Origin of the sequence: Stakelama marina, assembly GCF_018122655.1 — a bacterium.
Lineage (GTDB): Bacteria > Pseudomonadota > Alphaproteobacteria > Sphingomonadales > Sphingomonadaceae > Sphingomonas > Sphingomonas marina.
Genome location: NZ_JAGRQC010000001.1, coordinates 235,417 through 250,774 on the forward strand (window position 1 = coordinate 235,417; position 15,358 = coordinate 250,774).

Below are 15,358 nucleotides of genomic sequence, written 5' to 3' on the forward strand. Positions count from 1 at the left end.
TGGTGCTCAGGATCGCCATGGTGCTGAACATCGCGGTGGCCAGCGCTTTCGTCATCTTCGGCGTGATTGCGCTGGTCCCCGGAAATTTCGTCGAAACGATGTTGGCTGCGAAATACGGCGCGGACGCAGCAATCGCAGAGATGCTGGCGGCGATGGAGGTCGGCGTTCTGACCGGCGTGATCGGTTCCGTATTCTTTCATCGCATTGTTATCAGCGCGCTGGCGATCGTGCGCAGCGTGGGGGAGGGCGACCCGTTCCGTCAGGCCAATGCACGCCGTGTTTTGGCGATTGCATGGGGGATGCTGGGGTTACAGATTCTCGATCTTTGCCTCGGAGCGGTGCTGTTCTGGATTCGCAGTGCCGGGGCGGAAACGATGACATGGTCGCCCGCGATCGGCGGATGGATTGCGGTACTGCTGCTGTTCGTCCTGGCGCGGGTTTTCCAGGTCGGCGCCGATATGCGCGACGACCTTGAAGGGACGGTGTGATCGCCATGCCGGTGACCGTCCATCTCGACGACTTGCTGCGTGAGCGGCGCATGTCGCTGACCGAACTTTCCGAAGAGGTCGGCGTCACGATCGCCAATCTCTCGATCCTGAAAACGGGCAAGGCCAAGGCGGTTCGCTTCTCCACGCTGGAGGCGATCTGCCGGGCGCTCGACTGCCAACCCGGCGACATTCTGGCCTTTGCCGCCGAAGAAGAAGTGGAGGACGGGCAATGAAGACGTTTTTCGGGGCGCTGCTGACGGTCTATCGCGATACATGGCGCTATGCACGGGCGTTGCCGCTGGTTTTCGCGGCGATGATCGCAGTCGAATTCACCCAGCATCTGATCGAACTGCATCTCGGTTTCTTCGCAGCGAGCGACACCGTTCGTGCTGCAGCGGGAACAGCGCCGCTGCGTGCGGTGTTCGGTTGTTTCAAGATGTTGTCGATCTTCGCTGTCGGGTTCTTTGCCATCCGCTATTACGCGACCGGCGATGCCGCGTTCGCAAGGTCACCCGACAGGGCCGCGATAAAGGTTTTCGCACCCGTGCTGCTGGTTGAGATGCTGCTATTCGGCATCGTATTCGCTGCGGTTCTGGGCATTACCGACAAGCATATATCGCAACTCGTGACGTCGGTTGCCGGGATCGGTCAGATCCTGTTGGAGCCACTGTTGTTCGCCTGGTACGTGTCGGCGGCGCTTGGCGGGCAGGATCCGGGACCGCTCGGCTCCGCAAAGCGCGTCGGCTGGTATTTCCTGTGGGGAGCGTTGCTGACGCTGCTGGCCCGAATACCGTTCAACTTCGCACATGCAGGGCTGCACATCTGGGCGCGCGGGCACAGCGATGCGGTGGTGTTGGCGGCGATGGCGCTTGATGCGGTGGTGGTCGGTTTTCTGGCCGGGCTACTCGGTGCGATCCAGTACCGCGTTGCCGATCATGTCGCGCGCGTCCGTTCGCAGCCGGTGGCGGGTGGTGCAGATGCGCTGGCGGTCGGCGCCTGATCCCACCCAATCACAAAAAAGAGGCGGTCCGTTTCCGGACCGCCTCTCTTTTTTCGGACCGCCGGTAAGGCGGTGCGCGACAAGCTTACTTGAGCTCGACGGTGCCGCCAGCGGCCTCGATCTGAGCCTTGAGCTTCTCGGCCTCGTCCTTCGACACGCCTTCCTTGACCGCCTTCGGCGCGCCCTCGACGAGAGCCTTCGCTTCGGTCAGGCCCAGGCCGGTGATGGCGCGGACTTCCTTGATGACGTTGATCTTCTTGCCACCGTCGCCGGTCAGGACGACGTCGAACTCGTCCTTCACTTCGGCAGCGGCTTCGCCACCGGCGCCGCCGGCAGCCGGAGCAGCCGCAACCGCCGCAGCGGCCGAAACGCCCCACTTCTCTTCGAGCATCTTCGAAAGCTCGGCGGCTTCGAGGACGGTCAGTTCGGACAGATCGTCGACGAGCTTGTTCAGGTCAGCCATTTCAAAAACTCCAAATCAAAATCGGTTGAATATCGGGATAGTCTCGGGCCGCGGGCTTATGCCGCGTCCTTGGCGCCGTAAGCGCCGAACACACGCGCGAGCTGAGCCGCCGGCGCCTGGGTGACGGTTGCGAGCTTGGTCGCGGGCGCCTGTACAAGGCCCACGATCTTGGCACGCAGTTCGTCGAGCGACGGAAGCGAAGCAAGCGATTTCACGCCTTCCGCGTCGAGCATGGTGCTGCCCATCGCGCCGCCGATGACTTCGAGCTTCTCGTTGTCCTTGGCGAAGTTGACCACCACCTTGGCAGCGGCAACCGGGTCTTCCGATGTGGCAAGCGCCGTGGGACCGACGAGCAGGTCGGAAAGACCCGCATAATCGGTTCCGTCGAGCGCGATCTTGGCAAGGCGGTTCTTCGCGACCTTGTAGCTCGCACCGGCGTCGCGCATCTTCCGCCGAAGGTCGTCCGCCTGTGCGACGGTCAGACCGTGGTTGCGGGTGACGACCACCACGCCAACCTCGGAAAAGGTGCGGTTCAGCTCGGCAACGGCTTCGGTCTTCTGGGAACGATCCATGCCGGTCTCCTCAACAATGGATGCGGGGCTGCGCCGTGGCGCGACCGCATCCGGTTCACACTGCCGCGCCCGAGCCGAAGCCGAACGCAGCGTTCCAATTGTCCGAGGGGCAAAAATCGTCGCGGCCAGAGCATGTCCCTGGCTGGACCCGACGCCTTCCGGTCTGGAAAGCGGATCGGTAAATCTCTTCCCCGTCTTGGCAGGAGATTAAGGGCGAAGCGCCCACCTGCTGTCTCGGACGGCTGCCGGACGGGCGAACCCGATCCGACGAAGCGCGGCATTTAGCGCGAATCGACGCAAAGTCAATGGCGGGGTGGCCGAGCGCTTGGCTTCACACTATTCGCGCTCATCCTTTGCGAAACTTGCCCTGCGACGAAATATCGTTGCGCTTCGGTCGGGAGCGTTTTCGGACAGGTCAAAGAGCGCGCGCGATTCTGGCACGGGTCGGTGCGTGTAGGAAAGATGTTTCCGCTCAGTCGAAGCGGAAGGCGATGGTGAAGGTCGGCTCTCTGCCAAGCGCCGCAGGCGGGGCCGGGAAGGGCGCAGCGCGGCGCACGGTCCGCAGCGCCAGCCGGTCGAGTGCTGCGTTGCCGCTGGCCCCGGTGACCGAGACCCGTTCCAGCGCCCCCGATGCGGAGAGACTGAAGGTGAGTTCGGCGGTGCCGGGAATATGCACGCCCGACGGGCGCCGCGCCGCGATGCGCTGCCATAGGGATCGGGCATAGGCGTCGCGTGCCGATTTATCGGCTTGCTCGCGGGGAGGCGGCGGTGGTGGCGGTGGCAGCGGCGCGGCAGGCAGCCTGATGTCGAGGGGCGGCGCAGCATCGGGAAGTGGCGGATGCGGGGCTGTCAGAGGAACTGATGGTGCTTCGGTCCGCCTTGGGAGCGAAGCGGTGCTCTCCCGCAATCGGACCGGCCGGGTGGGCTTGGTCGGCACCGATTCGGGCTGGGGGGCGGGCAGGGGCGCGGGCTTTTCGGCGGGCAGGACATCGAAGGTTTTCAGCGCGGCGCTTTGCGGAGCCGCAGGGTTGGGTGCGGGAGCCGCAAAAAGGACGAATGCCGACAATCCCGCGAGCGCGGCAGCGGCGACCGTCGCGCCGCGCACTTGCGCTCGGGGCGGACGATAGCGGCTCGCTGGATCGCCGGACATGCGTCAGAACTTCGCCGACAGCGACAGGTTGAAACTTCGCCCGCGTCCGGGAACCGGGCGAAGGATGCCCGTTGCCTTCAGGTCGCCGAGCGACTGTCCACCCAGCGGCGGAGCATAGGCGGTGTCGAACAGGTTCGCGACCTCGACGCCCAGCCGGATGCCACGCCACGTATAGCCCGTGCCCAGATTTACGAGCGTATAGCCGTCGGTTTTCGGCTCGACGCGGGTGGGATCGACGCGCGTCTTGTCGGCGACCGCCTGTATCTCTGCATGCGCGTCCCAGCCGGCGTTCGCATAATCGAGCGCTACCGAGGCGTTGAACGGCATCTGGTGATAGAGCGGATCGTCATCGGCTAGGTTCTGCCCGTGAAGCCAGCTCGCGCCGAAACTCATCCGCGCGGCGGCGCCGTCCGTGCCTTGCCACAGGGCGACATCGCCCGAGACATCCAGCCCGTAAAAATGCGCTTCGCGATTGGCAAACTGCAACTGCACGAAGCCGGTCGGCATACCCATCATGTTGCGGACATCACCGAGTTTCACGACGTCGATATAGTCGGCGACATGCGTGAACCAGGGCGCGATCTTCAGCGACCATGGCGTGCCGCCCGAACCGATGAACGTCACCGCGCCGCTGATCGTGTCGGCGCGTTCGGGGGCAAGGTTCAGATTGCCGACATAGCCGTTACCATCGCCGAACCAGCCGATCATGTTGCTCGCCATCGTGCCGCGGCCCCAGGCATAACGTTCGTAGATGTTGGGCGAGCGGACCTTGTGCGCATAGCCGAGATCGAGCGCGACGCCGTCCAATGCCCGATAATGGAGGAGTGCGCTTCCGCTCCAGTTGCTATCGTGCCGCGCATGGTCGGCGGCGTTGAACGCAGCCGCCGCCATCGCGTCGGCCATCTGCATCATGCCGGTGCCATAGGGCTGGACATCGCCGGTGTTCATCCAGACCTGATCGTTGCGGATGCCGATGGTGCTGGTGAGCCCGTCGGCCCAGTTCGCTTCCCATTCGGCATAGGTGCCGAGCCGGTCGCGATGCGCGGCGTTCACGTTCACGAAGGTGTTCGGCCCCATCATCATGCTGCCCCCGACCGGCGGCCAGTAATCGTCGAGCCATTGATGGTGCAACTCGCTGCCGACCCGGATCGTGTCGCGCGCCGAGACGGGGAGCGAGAGCTTCAGCGTGTAGCCGGCGGCGTGAACCTCTGTATTCATCGGCATGCCGCCATTCGCGGTTCCGCCCTTGTCGGCGAGGAAGTTCATGCGGTGATCGGTGTCGCGGTAGTGGACGGTCAGGTCGACATCGCCCCAGGCGAACCAGTTCTGCCAGCGGCCGTTCAGGAACCATGACCTGTTGTCGGTCATGTCCATCCGCTGGTTGGGAAAGCCTTCGCGAGGCGCGCGCTGGATCCCGCCCTGTACGCGGAACAGGCCGATGCCGGTCTGCGCGGCGAGGGTGAGCGCGTGGTCGGTCTTGGCATATTCGGTCGAGCGGACGATGCCGTCGTTGCCGCCGCCTTCGTAATTGTCCGACTGCGTATAGCTGCCGTCATAGGTGAGGCTGACCCGATCGGTTGCCGCCGTAACGCTGGCCGCGCCGCCGAAACCATCGCCGTTCGAGCGGTAGAAGGTCGAGACATTGCCGGTGACGAGCGTGCGCCCCGATTGCGCGAATTTCGGTTGGGCGGTTTCCACGAGGATGTTGCCGCCGATCGTGTCTCCGCCAAGGCTGACCGGTGAAACGCCGGTGACCACGGTAATCGCGGATACGGTTTGCGGATCGGTATAGGACAGCGGCGGATTCATGTTGTTGGGGCAGGCGTCATCGACCTTGATCCCGTCGATCAGGATGCCGACGCGGCCATTGTCGAGACCGCGAACGACCGGAAGGCTGGAAACGCCGCCTGCGCCGAATGCGCTGACACCGGGAAGGCGGGCGAGGATATCCGCGGTGTCGCTGCTCCCCATATCCTGCCGGTCGAGGTCGTCGCGGGTAATGCGTCTGGCGCCGGGCGGCGTCGCGGGCGGCAGCGCATCCGACGCGACGTCGATGTCGGGAAGCGCCGTCGCCCGCTGCGCAAAGGCGGGGGTGGCGAAAATCGAAACGAATGCGGTGCCGGCAAGGCAGAGCGAGCGCGCACGAAGGCGCGGCGTGGTGAAGATTGTCATTGGGTTCCATGCTCATACGCGCCGCAACCGGCACATGCGCACCGGGCGGCAGAAATGGTCAGGCGACCGATGCGGGACCGGCCGTCACGAAGTTTCAGGCGATGAGCATCGGTGGTGCGCGGCTGGGCGGCGGTGGCGCCGGCATGCCGCGCCCCGGCACCTGGCCGGCGCCGCGTAGCGGGTGGAACACCGGATAGGCGGGCGGGACGGTCGTGAGCAGCGCAACCGGAACGGTCGGCACCGACGGCGCCGAGTGGCCCGCGAAATCGCAGCGCATATCGGCGCCCGATCCGTCATGATGCTTTCCGTGATCGGCGGCGGCGTGCATTCCCGGCATCGACGCAGCGCCGATTTCGGCGGTGAGCGGACCATAGCCGGTACAGATGACGACGCGCGTCGATCCGTCGGCGACGCGCGCGGGCATGAAGCCGGGAGGAACGGCCACGTTGAGGGCAAGCGCCGCCAGCGCCGCGACCATCAGCGCGGCGTTGAGCATACCCTTGCGGAAATCGGCTATTCCCATCGTTCGCGGCGAATACGCAGACCCGGCGCGGCGGACAATATGGACAAATTGTCCCGCCCGTCAGGCGGGCTGCGGTTCCGCCGTCATTGTTGCCGGTGTTTCGCGGAGCAGGTGGGTGGTCGCAAAACCCGCCACCTTCCAGATCTGGAGCGTGAGTATGGCCGCGACGATACCGTCGGCGGCATAATGCCAGCCGAGGTGAACCGAACCGATAAAGATTATCAGTGCGAACAGCGTGAGGCCGACGCCGAGCGGTCGCCACAGTGCGAAGCCCGCACAAGCGAAGAGCGTGGCCATCGCGACGTGTAGCGAAGGCATCGCCGAAATTCCGCCGGCGAGCATCACCGTCTGCGATTGATAGCCCTGCAGCAGTTCGGCCTGACCGCTCAGCGCCAGCAGGTTCCAGCCGTAGCTGGTTTCGAGCGCCGTGTTCTGCGCGCTCAGCGTATCGAGCAGCGGTGCAAAGCGGTCGGAGTGATGGAAGGTTTCGAAATAGCAGGGGCCGGCGCTCGGCAGCAGATAGGCAATGACCGTACCGAGCACGATCCAGACGAGCGTGAACGCGATCAGATAGCGGGTTCGGATGCGGAGTGGCAGGAAACCACTGAGCAGCACGAAGAGAATCATCGGTACGAACCAGATCAGATAGGCCACGTCGAAGACCTTTGTCGCGATCGGCCATGGCAGCAGCAGATGGGTAACCTGCCAGCCGTCACGGCCGAGGAAGATTAGTCGCCCGATATCGGCAAAGGTCGAGTCCATGTCGAAGCCGGCACCCGGAAGTATCCATTGCTTGAAGCTGGTGAACGCGCTCAGCAGAAGTGCAAAGGAGAATGGTGGAAGCACGAAGGAGAGCAGCCGATCCTGGTGCCAGCGTTCTTGAATGACGCGAACGAGGAACGCCAATGGACGTTCGCCAGTGCGGCCGCGCGCGATCTGCGCGACGAGCGAAGCCGGGATTGCCGCGACAAGGGCGATGGCGAGGACGTTATAGTTTCGCGACACGTGGTTTTCGGCGATGAGTACGAAATGCTCCAACCGGATTGCCGGATTCGGCACCACCATCGCCACGAACAGCAGCGTGATGGCGAGCGGCGCGATAGCGGCGCGGACGGGGCCGGGCAGCGATTCTAACATGGGCCGGAGCGATAGCGGATCGTGGTTAAGAAACCTTTGGCCCGTGACGATGCGTCAGTGGCGCCGGATGTTGATGAGCCAGGGTTTGGGGCCGCCGGTGGGATGCGGGGTGCCGTCGAGGCGATCGACGCGGATGATCTTTACCGGTTGCTTTATCATCTGACCGCGCATCTCTCCGCGTCCGCCGCCGGTCGGCAGCGCGAGGATGCGGCGGACGATGTCCATGCCCTTGATGACATGGCCGAACGCCGCGAAGCCGCGATATTTGCCGCGCGCGTCGAGGCTGGGATTGTCGCCGACCATGATCGAGAAATTGCCATCGGCGGAATCGGGGTCGGCCCCGTGCGCCATCGAGATCGTTCCGTCGGTGTGGTGGATGCCGGTCTGGCTGGTCGGCTCGAGCGGGACCGAGGGCAGGATGCGGCGCGCGTCGCGGGCGATGCCGCCTTGCACGAACCCATGTTTCGCATCGCCCTTGCGCCGCGATGCACGGTAGAATTCGGTGCCGACGAACCGGCCGTCATCGACATATTTCATGAAATTGGCGACCGTCTTCGGCGCGTGCTTGGCATCGAGCGCAAGCGTGACCGGTCCGGCGCTGGTGACGATGCGGACATGCACGGTGTCCTGTGCAAGCGCGGGGGCGGCGGCGCCGAGAATGAGCACGGCGAGGGCGAGATAGAGGGTCTTGAGCATCGCGGTCCGTTTATGGGGCAGGTGCGGGCAGGTCCAGTCGCCGGACGATAGCGCGCGGCGGTTTTCGCCTCGCTGAACCGGGGCGGGGCGTCAGCCCGGGCTGCGGCTGGGTCAGTCTGCGGGTCCGGCGGGAACGGGCTTCGGCACCCGCTTCGTGCCTGAAAGCTCCTGATCCATGAATTTGAGTTGCAGCGGGGCGAAATAGCTGAATGCGGGCCAGTCGGCATATTTCTTTCGGAAAGCTGGCATCGCGGCATCGACCAGCGCCTGCCCCGACAGTCCCGCGCTGCGTTCGCGTCCGACAAGCGTTTTCAGGTCGGTGAGATAGCCTTCGAACGCCGCGATGTCGCTGGCGGTCGCGATATCGCCATGTCCTGGCACGAACGTGATCGTGCCGGCGTCGGGAGCGGTGCGCAGGCGGTCGGTAGTCGCGATCCAGTCGGTCACATTGCCGTCGATGATGTTGGGCGAGACGTGGTTCCACAGAATGTCGCCGCAGAACAGGACATTGGCGTCCGGAACGCTGACCATCAGGTCGCCGCCAGTATGGCCGAGCGCGGGTTCGATCACGACCTTGCGGCTGCCCAGCCAGACCGTCATCCGGTGCCGCGTGGTGATGTCGGGCAGCGGCAGCTTCTCGATCGTTGCCTTCAGCGCCGGGGTCAGACGATCGCCCAGCAGATGCTGGTTGTCGGTGCGCACCCAGGCGCGTTCGTTGCGGTGCGCGATGATCGTCGCGCCGGCCTGGCGCAGGACCGCGTCGCCGCCGACATGGTCGATATGATAATGCGTATCGACGACGTAGCGGATCGGCTTGGGCGTCAGCTTGCGGATCTGTTCGACCAGCCTTTTCGTTGCGTCGGGATGGAAGAAGCTGTCGATGACGAGCACGCCGTCGTCGCCGATGACGAAGCCCGCATTGGAGCCCGATTTGCCCTTCGGCCCGTCGATCGCGGCATAGACGCCGGGGCCGACCTGTTTGAGCGTGAAGGGCAGCGGGGCGGGCGCATCCGCGGCGGAGAGCGGGGCGCTGGCGAGCGTGACCGCCGCCGCGGCGGTTGCGAGTGCGGTTCGTAACGGCTTCGTGCGCGGCATCTGTGTCGGCTCCCCGTTTCGTGTCACGGGTACGGTAGAGGCTTGCCCGCGAATGATCCACAGCCGGTTGCGGGTGTCGGGCGCACAAGAAAAGGGGCCGGAAATCGCTTCCCGGCCCCTTCGCTGTTCGGTTGGGTAAAGGCTTACGCCGCCGCGACCTCGGTCGTGTCGACCTTTACGCCCGGTCCCATCGAGGACGAGAGCGCGATCTTCTTGACGTACTTGCCCTTGGCGCCCGAGGGCTTGGCCTTGACGACCGCATCGACCAGCGCGTCGAAATTCTCGCGCAGATCGGCTTCGGAGAAGCTCGCCTTGCCGATGCCGGAATGGATGATGCCGGCCTTTTCGACGCGGTATTCGACCTGGCCGCCCTTGGCGTCCTCGACCGCTTTCTTCACGTCCATCGTCACGGTGCCGAGCTTCGGGTTCGGCATCAGGCCCTTGGGACCCAGCACCTTACCGAGGCGACCGACGACGCCCATCATGTCGGGCGTGGCGATGCAGCGATCGAAATCGATATTGCCGCCCTGGATCTGCTCCATCAGGTCTTCGGCGCCGACGACGTCCGCGCCGGCTTCCTTGGCCTCGTCAGCCTTGGCGCCCTTGGCGAACACCGCGACGCGGACCGACTTGCCGGTGCCCTTGGGCAGGTTGACGACGCCGCGGACCATCTGGTCGGCGTGGCGCGGATCGACGCCGAGGTTCAGCGCGACCTCGATCGTCTCGTCGAACTTGGCGGTGGCGTTCTTCTTCACCAGCGAAATGGCTTCGTCGACACCGTGCAGCTTTTCGCCGTCGATGTCCCATGCCTTCTGCTTCTTGGTCAGCTTTGCCATTGGATCAGCCCTCCGTCACTTCGAGGCCCATCGCGCGGGCGCTGCCTTCGATGATCTTCGTCGCCGCTTCGATGTCGTTGGCGTTCAGATCCTTCATCTTGGTCTCGGCGATCTGCGCCAGCTGCGAACGCTTGATCTTGCCGGCGACGGCCTTGCCCGGCTCCTTCGAGCCCGACTTGAGGTTGATCGCCTTCTTGATGAGATAGGTGGCGGGCGGCGTCTTCGTTTCGAACGAGAAGCTGCGATCGGCATAGACGGTGATCTTCGTCGGGATCGGCGCGCCCTTTTCAAGGTCGCCGGTCGCGGCGTTGAACGCCTTGCAGAATTCCATGATGTTGACACCGCGCTGACCGAGCGCGGGGCCGATCGGCGGAGAGGGGTTTGCGGCGCCGGCGGGCACCTGCAAATTGATATAGCCCGAAATTTTCTTGGCCATGATGTCTCACTCTGTTGACGGGCCGCGCGCAGCGAATGCCGCACCCGGCCAGTTTCAAGTTTAGCGGTCCAGGCGATCGCCTGACGGCAATCTCCCGCACGGATTTCCATGAACTGTGCCGTGGAAGGGCGCGCGCTTAGCGCAAAGCGGCGCGGTTCGCAAGTCCCGCAGGCCCGTGCCGCGCACCGCTGGACCTGTGCCGTATCACTCGCCTATGACGGTGGCCGGTCGCGATCGGGAGGGTACAGGATGACACGGTTTCTGGGAACGGCGGCGGTGCTCGCGCTGGCGGTGGGTACGGCGCAGGCGCAGGCGCGCGATCCGGGCGCGGATGCGCCGGTCAGTTACGATGTCAGCTTTCCCAACGCCGTGCATCACGAGGCGCGGATCAGCGTCACCTATCGCGACCTGAAGCCCGGAACGGTCGAGTTCCGCATGGCGCGGTCGTCGCCCGGTCGTTACGCGCTCCACGAATTCGCCAAGAATGTCTATTCGGTGACCGCGACCGACGCGAAGGGGCGGCCGCTGCCGATCGAGCGCGACGATCCCTATAGCTGGAAGGTGTCGCAACAGGGCGGCGCGGTTACCGTCACCTATACGCTGTACGGCGATCGCGGCGGCGGCACCTATTCGCAGATCGACCCGACACACGCGCATCTGAACATGCCGGCGACCTTCATGTGGGCGAAGGGCTATGACGACCGGCCGATCCGCGTCACCTATCATCCGCTGGACGACTGGAAGGTCGCGACGCAGATGCCAGCGGCGAAGGGGGCGGCGAACACCTATTGGGCGCCGCACCTGCAATTCTTCATGGACAGCCCGACCGAGATTTCGGACTTCCGGATGCGGACGTGGAAAGTGCCCGCGGCGAACGGCAAGGACTATACCTTCCGCCTGGCGGTGCACAGCGAGGACGACGCGGCCGCCGTCGATCATTTCGCGGACATGCTGAAAACGCTGATCCAGCAGCATTTCAAGGTGTTCGGCGGGCCGCCGCCGCTCGATTTCGGCACCTATACCTTCATCGCCGATTACATGCCGCAGATTTCGGGCGACGGGATGGAGCACCGCGATTCGACCTTCATCAGCCAGCCACGATCGCTGGCCGACGGCGATTATTCGCAGATCAATACCGCCAGCCACGAATTCACCCATGCATGGAATGTCGAGCGGTTGCGGCCGCAGGGGCTGGAGCCGTTCGATTTCACCAGGGCCGATCCGACGCCATCGCTGTGGTTCGCCGAAGGCTTCACGCAATATTACGGGCCGCTGATGATCCGCCGCGCGGGGCTGAGTTCGACCGACCATTATCTGAAGCAGCTTGGCGGAACGCTGAGCTACATCATCAACGCGCCCGGCAGGCATTACGGATCGCCGCAGGAAATGAGCCTGCGTGCGCCCTTCGTCGATGCCGCGACGGCGATCGACCCGGTCAACGAGAACATCTTCACCAGCTATTATCCCTATGGCGCGGTGGTCGCGCTCGCGCTCGACCTGACGCTGCGCGAGAAATACGGAAAGACGCTCGACGATTACATGCGCCATATGTGGCTGCGGAACGGGCGCTATCAGACCGATTATGCACCGGCGAAGCCCTATGCGCCGAAGGACCTGCAGGCGGGGCTGGCGGAACTGACGGGTGACAAGGCCTTTGCCGAGCGCTTCTTCGCGGCGACGGTGCGCGGGAGCGTTCTGCCCGATTTCGCGCCGCTCCTGAAGCCTGCCGGGCTGATCCTGCGCGAGGCGAATCCGAAGGCCGGCTGGGTCGGTGCTTCGCGTGTCGATGCAAAGGACGGCGCGGTGCTGCTGGGAGAAATTCCGGCGCCGGGCAGCCCTTTTTACAAGGCCGGGCTCGATCGCGGCGACCGGATCGTCAGCATCGATGGGCGCAAGCTGGCGAGTGCTGACGACTGGAAGGCCGCGCTCGAAGCGATGAAGCCGGGCAGGGCGGTGACGGTCGTCTATCGCAACCGCGCGGGTGAGCAGCGGGCGACGGTGACGCCCGATGCCGATCCCACACTGGAGATCGTACGCGCCGAGGCGGCGGGAGGAACGGTCACGCCCGCGCAACTGGCGTTCCGCGCGGCGTGGCTGGGAAAGTAAAGGGCGCCCGCGGCCCGGCAATTTCGTGACGGCAGGCCGGGGTGGGACAAGCCCACCCCGGCACGCGTCTTCAGAGTTCGTCGAGACCCTTGCTGACGAGGATGTTGACCGCCACGCGGCGGTTCTGCGCCTTGCCCGCCGCCGTCGCGTTGCTTGCCGCCGGGTCCGCTTCGGACATCCCGGTCGGGGTCAGCATGCGATAGGGTTTCCAGCCGCACGCCTGCTGCAGATAATTGACGACGTTGCCGGCGCGCTTTTCGCTGAGCCGCTGGTTGTATTCCTGGCTGCCCGTCGAATCGGTATAGCCCACCACCAGCAGCAGGGCGTTGTCCATATTCTCGGCCGTGCTCGCGGTGGTGCAGAGATTTTGCTTCGCCTCGGGAGACAGCACCGCCTTGCCGGTGTCGAAGTTCACGTTCGTCGTGCTCTTGACGTTATACTGGTCGATATCGCCGACATGGCCGCGCAGCGCTTTGGTCGCCGCGGCATTCTGCGCGATCGCCTCGCCCTGTTCGCCGAACTGCTGATCGGTGCCATTGTGGATCATCGACGCGGTCCTGAGGTCCTTGTTCTTGAGATGGACCTCGCTTGCCAGCAGCATGTCGCCGGATTGCAGCGTCTCGACGCGGACCGGCAAGCCGTTCATCAGCGCATTCGCCGAAAGCTTGCTACTGCTGAGGCCCAGGAAACCGCCGCTGGACCTGATCTTCGTAGCGTCGCTGATGGCAATTGCCTTGGTGGTGCCATCGGCGGTCGTGACCTGCATGCTGCCGTCGTTGCGTGCCGAGATGATGCCTTCGACATCGGGGCCTTCGGTCATCTCGGCCGGATCGGGCAGACGTTCGCCCGTCACGGTCACCTGGTCATCGATTGCGGACGGATCCTGTAGCGGTTGCGCCAGGCCGGGGGCGGCAGTGCCGGCGAGCATGGCAAGCACCAGCAGGGCTCGCGGGCTGTTGGACATGACACTCATTGCGGAACTCCTTCAAAAAACCAATCGGTCCGGGCGTGCGTGATCGCAGCTTGTCCCCGACCGCTGCCCCGTCGCGCATTTTCCACCTTTCGCGCAGATGAACGTGGCGGCGCTCGCGGCGCTTGCCCGGTTGGTTCGAGGTGATCGCGGGGCGAGTGGATGCAGGCCGTGCGGGACAGAGGAGGCTCTCGGCGCCGGTATCGCTCTGCCTTCCGCAGGCTTCGATTCGCGATCGGGAGCGAGTCCGCGGTCGCGGTGGAGAGGGCGGAGTTGAGCTATCCCAGCAGGAATAGCGGCCTCGATGACGAGGCCACACAGGGGCGCGTTACCCGAAATCGTGCCGTGGAGTTCCTGTCGAAACCCGAGATGACGAAGTTCAATTTCGGAAACAATTTGCTGCAATTCAGCGCCATTGAAAGTCGATTGTGCAGTGCAGCCACGAATTACCCTTGTGCAAGCGAGTCGAGATCGACAGTCTGCTTGGACAATAAGAACCGGGAACCCGGTAGGGAGAGGTTGATGAACGAAGCAACAATAGTGCTGCTGTCGGTTTGCGCACTCGGGACTTTGGGGACACTTGGCGCGATCGGTGTCGCGGCGAGGAAAAAGGTCACCGGTCGCGACGGATAACGGGGGCGATTGGTCCAGCGATACGCTTGGCGTACTGGTTTTCGCCTCGGTTCTTTGCCGGTTCTTTACAGCGCGGGCAGCGTGATTTGCCTGTCTGCGCGCTTGCGGCTATGAGGTCGCGCCTTGCTTCGGGAGTTTTCGAAATGATCCAGTGCAACCGCTGACGCGGTAAGCCGTAACCGGTGGAGCGATCCGCCGATCTGGATCTCTGGTTCGAGAACATCATGCGAAAACTGAACAACAAGACGTGCGTCGTCACCGGCGCCGCGCGGGGAATTGGTCGTGCGATCGCCGCGCGATTCCATGAAGAGGGCGCTCGCGTGGTCGCGACCGACCGCGACGAGGCTGCGGGTGCGGCGACCGCCGCAGAGATCGGGTGCGAATTCGAGCGGCTCGATATAGGCGAGGAGCGCGACTGGCAGCGGCTGGCCGAGTGCGTTCCGACCGCCGACATCGTCGTCAACAATGCGGGCGTTACGGGGTTCGAGCAGGGGACGGTGCCACACGATCCCGAACATGCGAGCCTCGACGACTGGCGTGCGGTGCATCGCATCAATCTCGACGGCACGTTCCTGGGCTGTCGCTATGCGATCGGCGCGATGAAAGCGCGCGGGACCGGGTCGATCATCAACATCTCGTCGCGCTCCGGCATGGTCGGCATCCCGCTGGCCGCGGCCTATGCGTCGTCCAAGGCGGCGATCCGCAACCACAGCAAGACCGTCGCGCTCTATTGCGCGCAGCAGGGATGGCAGATCCGCTGCAACTCGATCCATCCGGCCGCCGTGCTGACGCCGATGTGGGAGCCGATGCTGGGGATGGGGCCGGACCGGGAGCAGCGTATGGCGGCGCTCGTCGCCGATACGCCGCTGAAGCGGTTCGGCATGCCCGAGGAGGTCGCCGCGGTCGCGCTGATGCTCGCGGGCGACGAGGCTGCCTATGTGACGGGGGCCGAACTGACGATCGATGGCGGCCTTCTGGCCGGATCGGCGGCATCGCCGGGCTGAGCCGATCGTCCGGCGCTCAAACAGAAACGGGGTGGCGCGCCGATTGCGCGTCCGCCCCGTCTTTCGATGATCGCTGC

16 protein-coding genes are annotated in these 15,358 nt (G+C 64.5%); 5 read left to right on the plus strand and 11 right to left on the minus strand.

What is annotated here, in order from left to right; genetic code table 11:
• Positions 1-20: 20 nt before the first annotated feature.
• From J7S20_RS01040 to J7S20_RS01050, 3 genes are read left to right on the plus strand one after another with little or no spacing between them, the layout of a single operon-like run.
• The gene (locus J7S20_RS01040) at positions 21-488 is read left to right on the plus strand and encodes a DUF2975 domain-containing protein (protein WP_284052379.1); all 468 of its coding nucleotides are present in this window, start codon (positions 21-23) and stop codon (positions 486-488) included.
• A gap of 5 nt (positions 489-493) precedes the next feature.
• On the plus strand, positions 494-721 hold the full coding sequence (locus J7S20_RS01045) for a helix-turn-helix domain-containing protein (protein WP_284052380.1): 228 nt from the start codon (positions 494-496) through the stop codon (positions 719-721).
• Entirely contained in the window at positions 718-1,488 is a 771-nt protein-coding gene (locus tag J7S20_RS01050) for a hypothetical protein (RefSeq protein WP_284052381.1), read from the plus strand. The genes J7S20_RS01045 and J7S20_RS01050 overlap by 4 nt, the downstream gene beginning before the upstream one ends.
• Before the next feature lie 85 nt (positions 1,489-1,573).
• Here J7S20_RS01050 and rplL read toward each other — a convergent pair whose 3' ends face one another.
• The 10 genes from rplL to rplK form a co-directional block, all read right to left on the minus strand.
• On the minus strand, positions 1,574-1,951 hold the full coding sequence (rplL, locus tag J7S20_RS01055) for a 50S ribosomal protein L7/L12 (RefSeq protein WP_284052382.1): 378 nt from the start codon (positions 1,949-1,951) through the stop codon (positions 1,574-1,576).
• A 56-nt stretch (positions 1,952-2,007) separates the two neighbouring features.
• Entirely contained in the window at positions 2,008-2,523 is a 516-nt protein-coding gene (rplJ, locus tag J7S20_RS01060) for a 50S ribosomal protein L10 (protein WP_284052383.1), read from the minus strand.
• Positions 2,524-2,995: 472 nt separating this feature from the next.
• On the minus strand, positions 2,996-3,673 hold the full coding sequence (locus J7S20_RS01065; RefSeq protein ID WP_284052384.1) for an energy transducer TonB family protein: 678 nt from the start codon (positions 3,671-3,673) through the stop codon (positions 2,996-2,998).
• A gap of 3 nt (positions 3,674-3,676) precedes the next feature.
• The gene (locus J7S20_RS01070) at positions 3,677-5,845 is read right to left on the minus strand and encodes a TonB-dependent receptor (protein WP_284052385.1); all 2,169 of its coding nucleotides are present in this window, start codon (positions 5,843-5,845) and stop codon (positions 3,677-3,679) included.
• Positions 5,846-5,939: 94 nt separating this feature from the next.
• On the minus strand, positions 5,940-6,368 hold the full coding sequence (locus J7S20_RS01075; protein ID WP_284052386.1) for a DUF2946 family protein: 429 nt from the start codon (positions 6,366-6,368) through the stop codon (positions 5,940-5,942).
• A 60-nt stretch (positions 6,369-6,428) separates the two neighbouring features.
• Positions 6,429-7,505 carry a phosphatase PAP2 family protein gene (locus tag J7S20_RS01080; RefSeq protein WP_284052387.1) on the minus strand — a complete coding sequence of 359 codons (1,077 nt, stop codon included), beginning with the start codon at positions 7,503-7,505 and terminating at the stop codon, positions 6,429-6,431.
• A 54-nt stretch (positions 7,506-7,559) separates the two neighbouring features.
• Positions 7,560-8,201, minus strand: coding sequence for a peptidylprolyl isomerase (locus tag J7S20_RS01085; protein WP_284052388.1), 642 nt, complete (start codon positions 8,199-8,201; stop codon positions 7,560-7,562).
• A gap of 111 nt (positions 8,202-8,312) precedes the next feature.
• Positions 8,313-9,296 carry an MBL fold metallo-hydrolase gene (locus tag J7S20_RS01090; RefSeq protein ID WP_284052389.1) on the minus strand — a complete coding sequence of 328 codons (984 nt, stop codon included), beginning with the start codon at positions 9,294-9,296 and terminating at the stop codon, positions 8,313-8,315.
• A 143-nt stretch (positions 9,297-9,439) separates the two neighbouring features.
• Positions 9,440-10,132, minus strand: a complete 693-nt coding sequence (rplA, locus tag J7S20_RS01095; RefSeq protein WP_284052390.1) for a 50S ribosomal protein L1 — start codon at positions 10,130-10,132, stop codon at positions 9,440-9,442.
• Between the two features lie 4 nt (positions 10,133-10,136).
• The gene (rplK, locus tag J7S20_RS01100; RefSeq protein WP_284052391.1) at positions 10,137-10,568 is read right to left on the minus strand and encodes a 50S ribosomal protein L11; all 432 of its coding nucleotides are present in this window, start codon (positions 10,566-10,568) and stop codon (positions 10,137-10,139) included.
• Positions 10,569-10,817: 249 nt separating this feature from the next.
• Here rplK and J7S20_RS01105 point away from each other — a divergent pair, with 249 nt between their 5' ends.
• A complete protein-coding gene (locus J7S20_RS01105) occupies positions 10,818-12,674 on the plus strand; it encodes a M61 family metallopeptidase (RefSeq protein WP_284052392.1) in 1,857 nt (618 codons plus the stop codon).
• A 70-nt stretch (positions 12,675-12,744) separates the two neighbouring features.
• On the opposite strand, the gene J7S20_RS01110 is transcribed toward J7S20_RS01105, so the two are convergent.
• The gene (locus tag J7S20_RS01110; protein WP_284052393.1) at positions 12,745-13,647 is read right to left on the minus strand and encodes an OmpA family protein; all 903 of its coding nucleotides are present in this window, start codon (positions 13,645-13,647) and stop codon (positions 12,745-12,747) included.
• Positions 13,648-14,501: 854 nt separating this feature from the next.
• Between J7S20_RS01110 and J7S20_RS01115 the strand changes: the two genes are divergently transcribed.
• Positions 14,502-15,281, plus strand: coding sequence for an SDR family oxidoreductase (locus J7S20_RS01115; RefSeq protein ID WP_284052394.1), 780 nt, complete (start codon positions 14,502-14,504; stop codon positions 15,279-15,281).
• Positions 15,282-15,358: the final 77 nt, after the last annotated feature.

Excerpts from the sequence above, each read along its gene's own strand:
- J7S20_RS01045 (WP_284052380.1), top strand. The coding sequence starts at position 494 with ATGCCGGTGACCGTCCATCTCGACGACTTGCTGCGTGAGCGGCGCATG.
- J7S20_RS01050 (WP_284052381.1), top strand. The coding sequence starts at position 718 with ATGAAGACGTTTTTCGGGGCGCTGCTGACGGTCTATCGCGATACATGG.
- rplL (WP_284052382.1), bottom strand. The coding sequence starts at position 1,951 with ATGGCTGACCTGAACAAGCTCGTCGACGATCTGTCCGAACTGACCGTC.
- rplJ (WP_284052383.1), bottom strand. The coding sequence starts at position 2,523 with ATGGATCGTTCCCAGAAGACCGAAGCCGTTGCCGAGCTGAACCGCACC.
- J7S20_RS01065 (WP_284052384.1), bottom strand. The coding sequence starts at position 3,673 with ATGTCCGGCGATCCAGCGAGCCGCTATCGTCCGCCCCGAGCGCAAGTG.
- J7S20_RS01070 (WP_284052385.1), bottom strand. The coding sequence starts at position 5,845 with ATGACAATCTTCACCACGCCGCGCCTTCGTGCGCGCTCGCTCTGCCTT.
- J7S20_RS01075 (WP_284052386.1), bottom strand. The coding sequence starts at position 6,368 with ATGGGAATAGCCGATTTCCGCAAGGGTATGCTCAACGCCGCGCTGATG.
- J7S20_RS01080 (WP_284052387.1), bottom strand. The coding sequence starts at position 7,505 with ATGTTAGAATCGCTGCCCGGCCCCGTCCGCGCCGCTATCGCGCCGCTC.
- J7S20_RS01085 (WP_284052388.1), bottom strand. The coding sequence starts at position 8,201 with ATGCTCAAGACCCTCTATCTCGCCCTCGCCGTGCTCATTCTCGGCGCC.
- J7S20_RS01090 (WP_284052389.1), bottom strand. The coding sequence starts at position 9,296 with ATGCCGCGCACGAAGCCGTTACGAACCGCACTCGCAACCGCCGCGGCG.
- rplA (WP_284052390.1), bottom strand. The coding sequence starts at position 10,132 with ATGGCAAAGCTGACCAAGAAGCAGAAGGCATGGGACATCGACGGCGAA.
- rplK (WP_284052391.1), bottom strand. The coding sequence starts at position 10,568 with ATGGCCAAGAAAATTTCGGGCTATATCAATTTGCAGGTGCCCGCCGGC.
- J7S20_RS01105 (WP_284052392.1), top strand. The coding sequence starts at position 10,818 with ATGACACGGTTTCTGGGAACGGCGGCGGTGCTCGCGCTGGCGGTGGGT.
- J7S20_RS01110 (WP_284052393.1), bottom strand. The coding sequence starts at position 13,647 with ATGAGTGTCATGTCCAACAGCCCGCGAGCCCTGCTGGTGCTTGCCATG.
- J7S20_RS01115 (WP_284052394.1), top strand. The coding sequence starts at position 14,502 with ATGCGAAAACTGAACAACAAGACGTGCGTCGTCACCGGCGCCGCGCGG.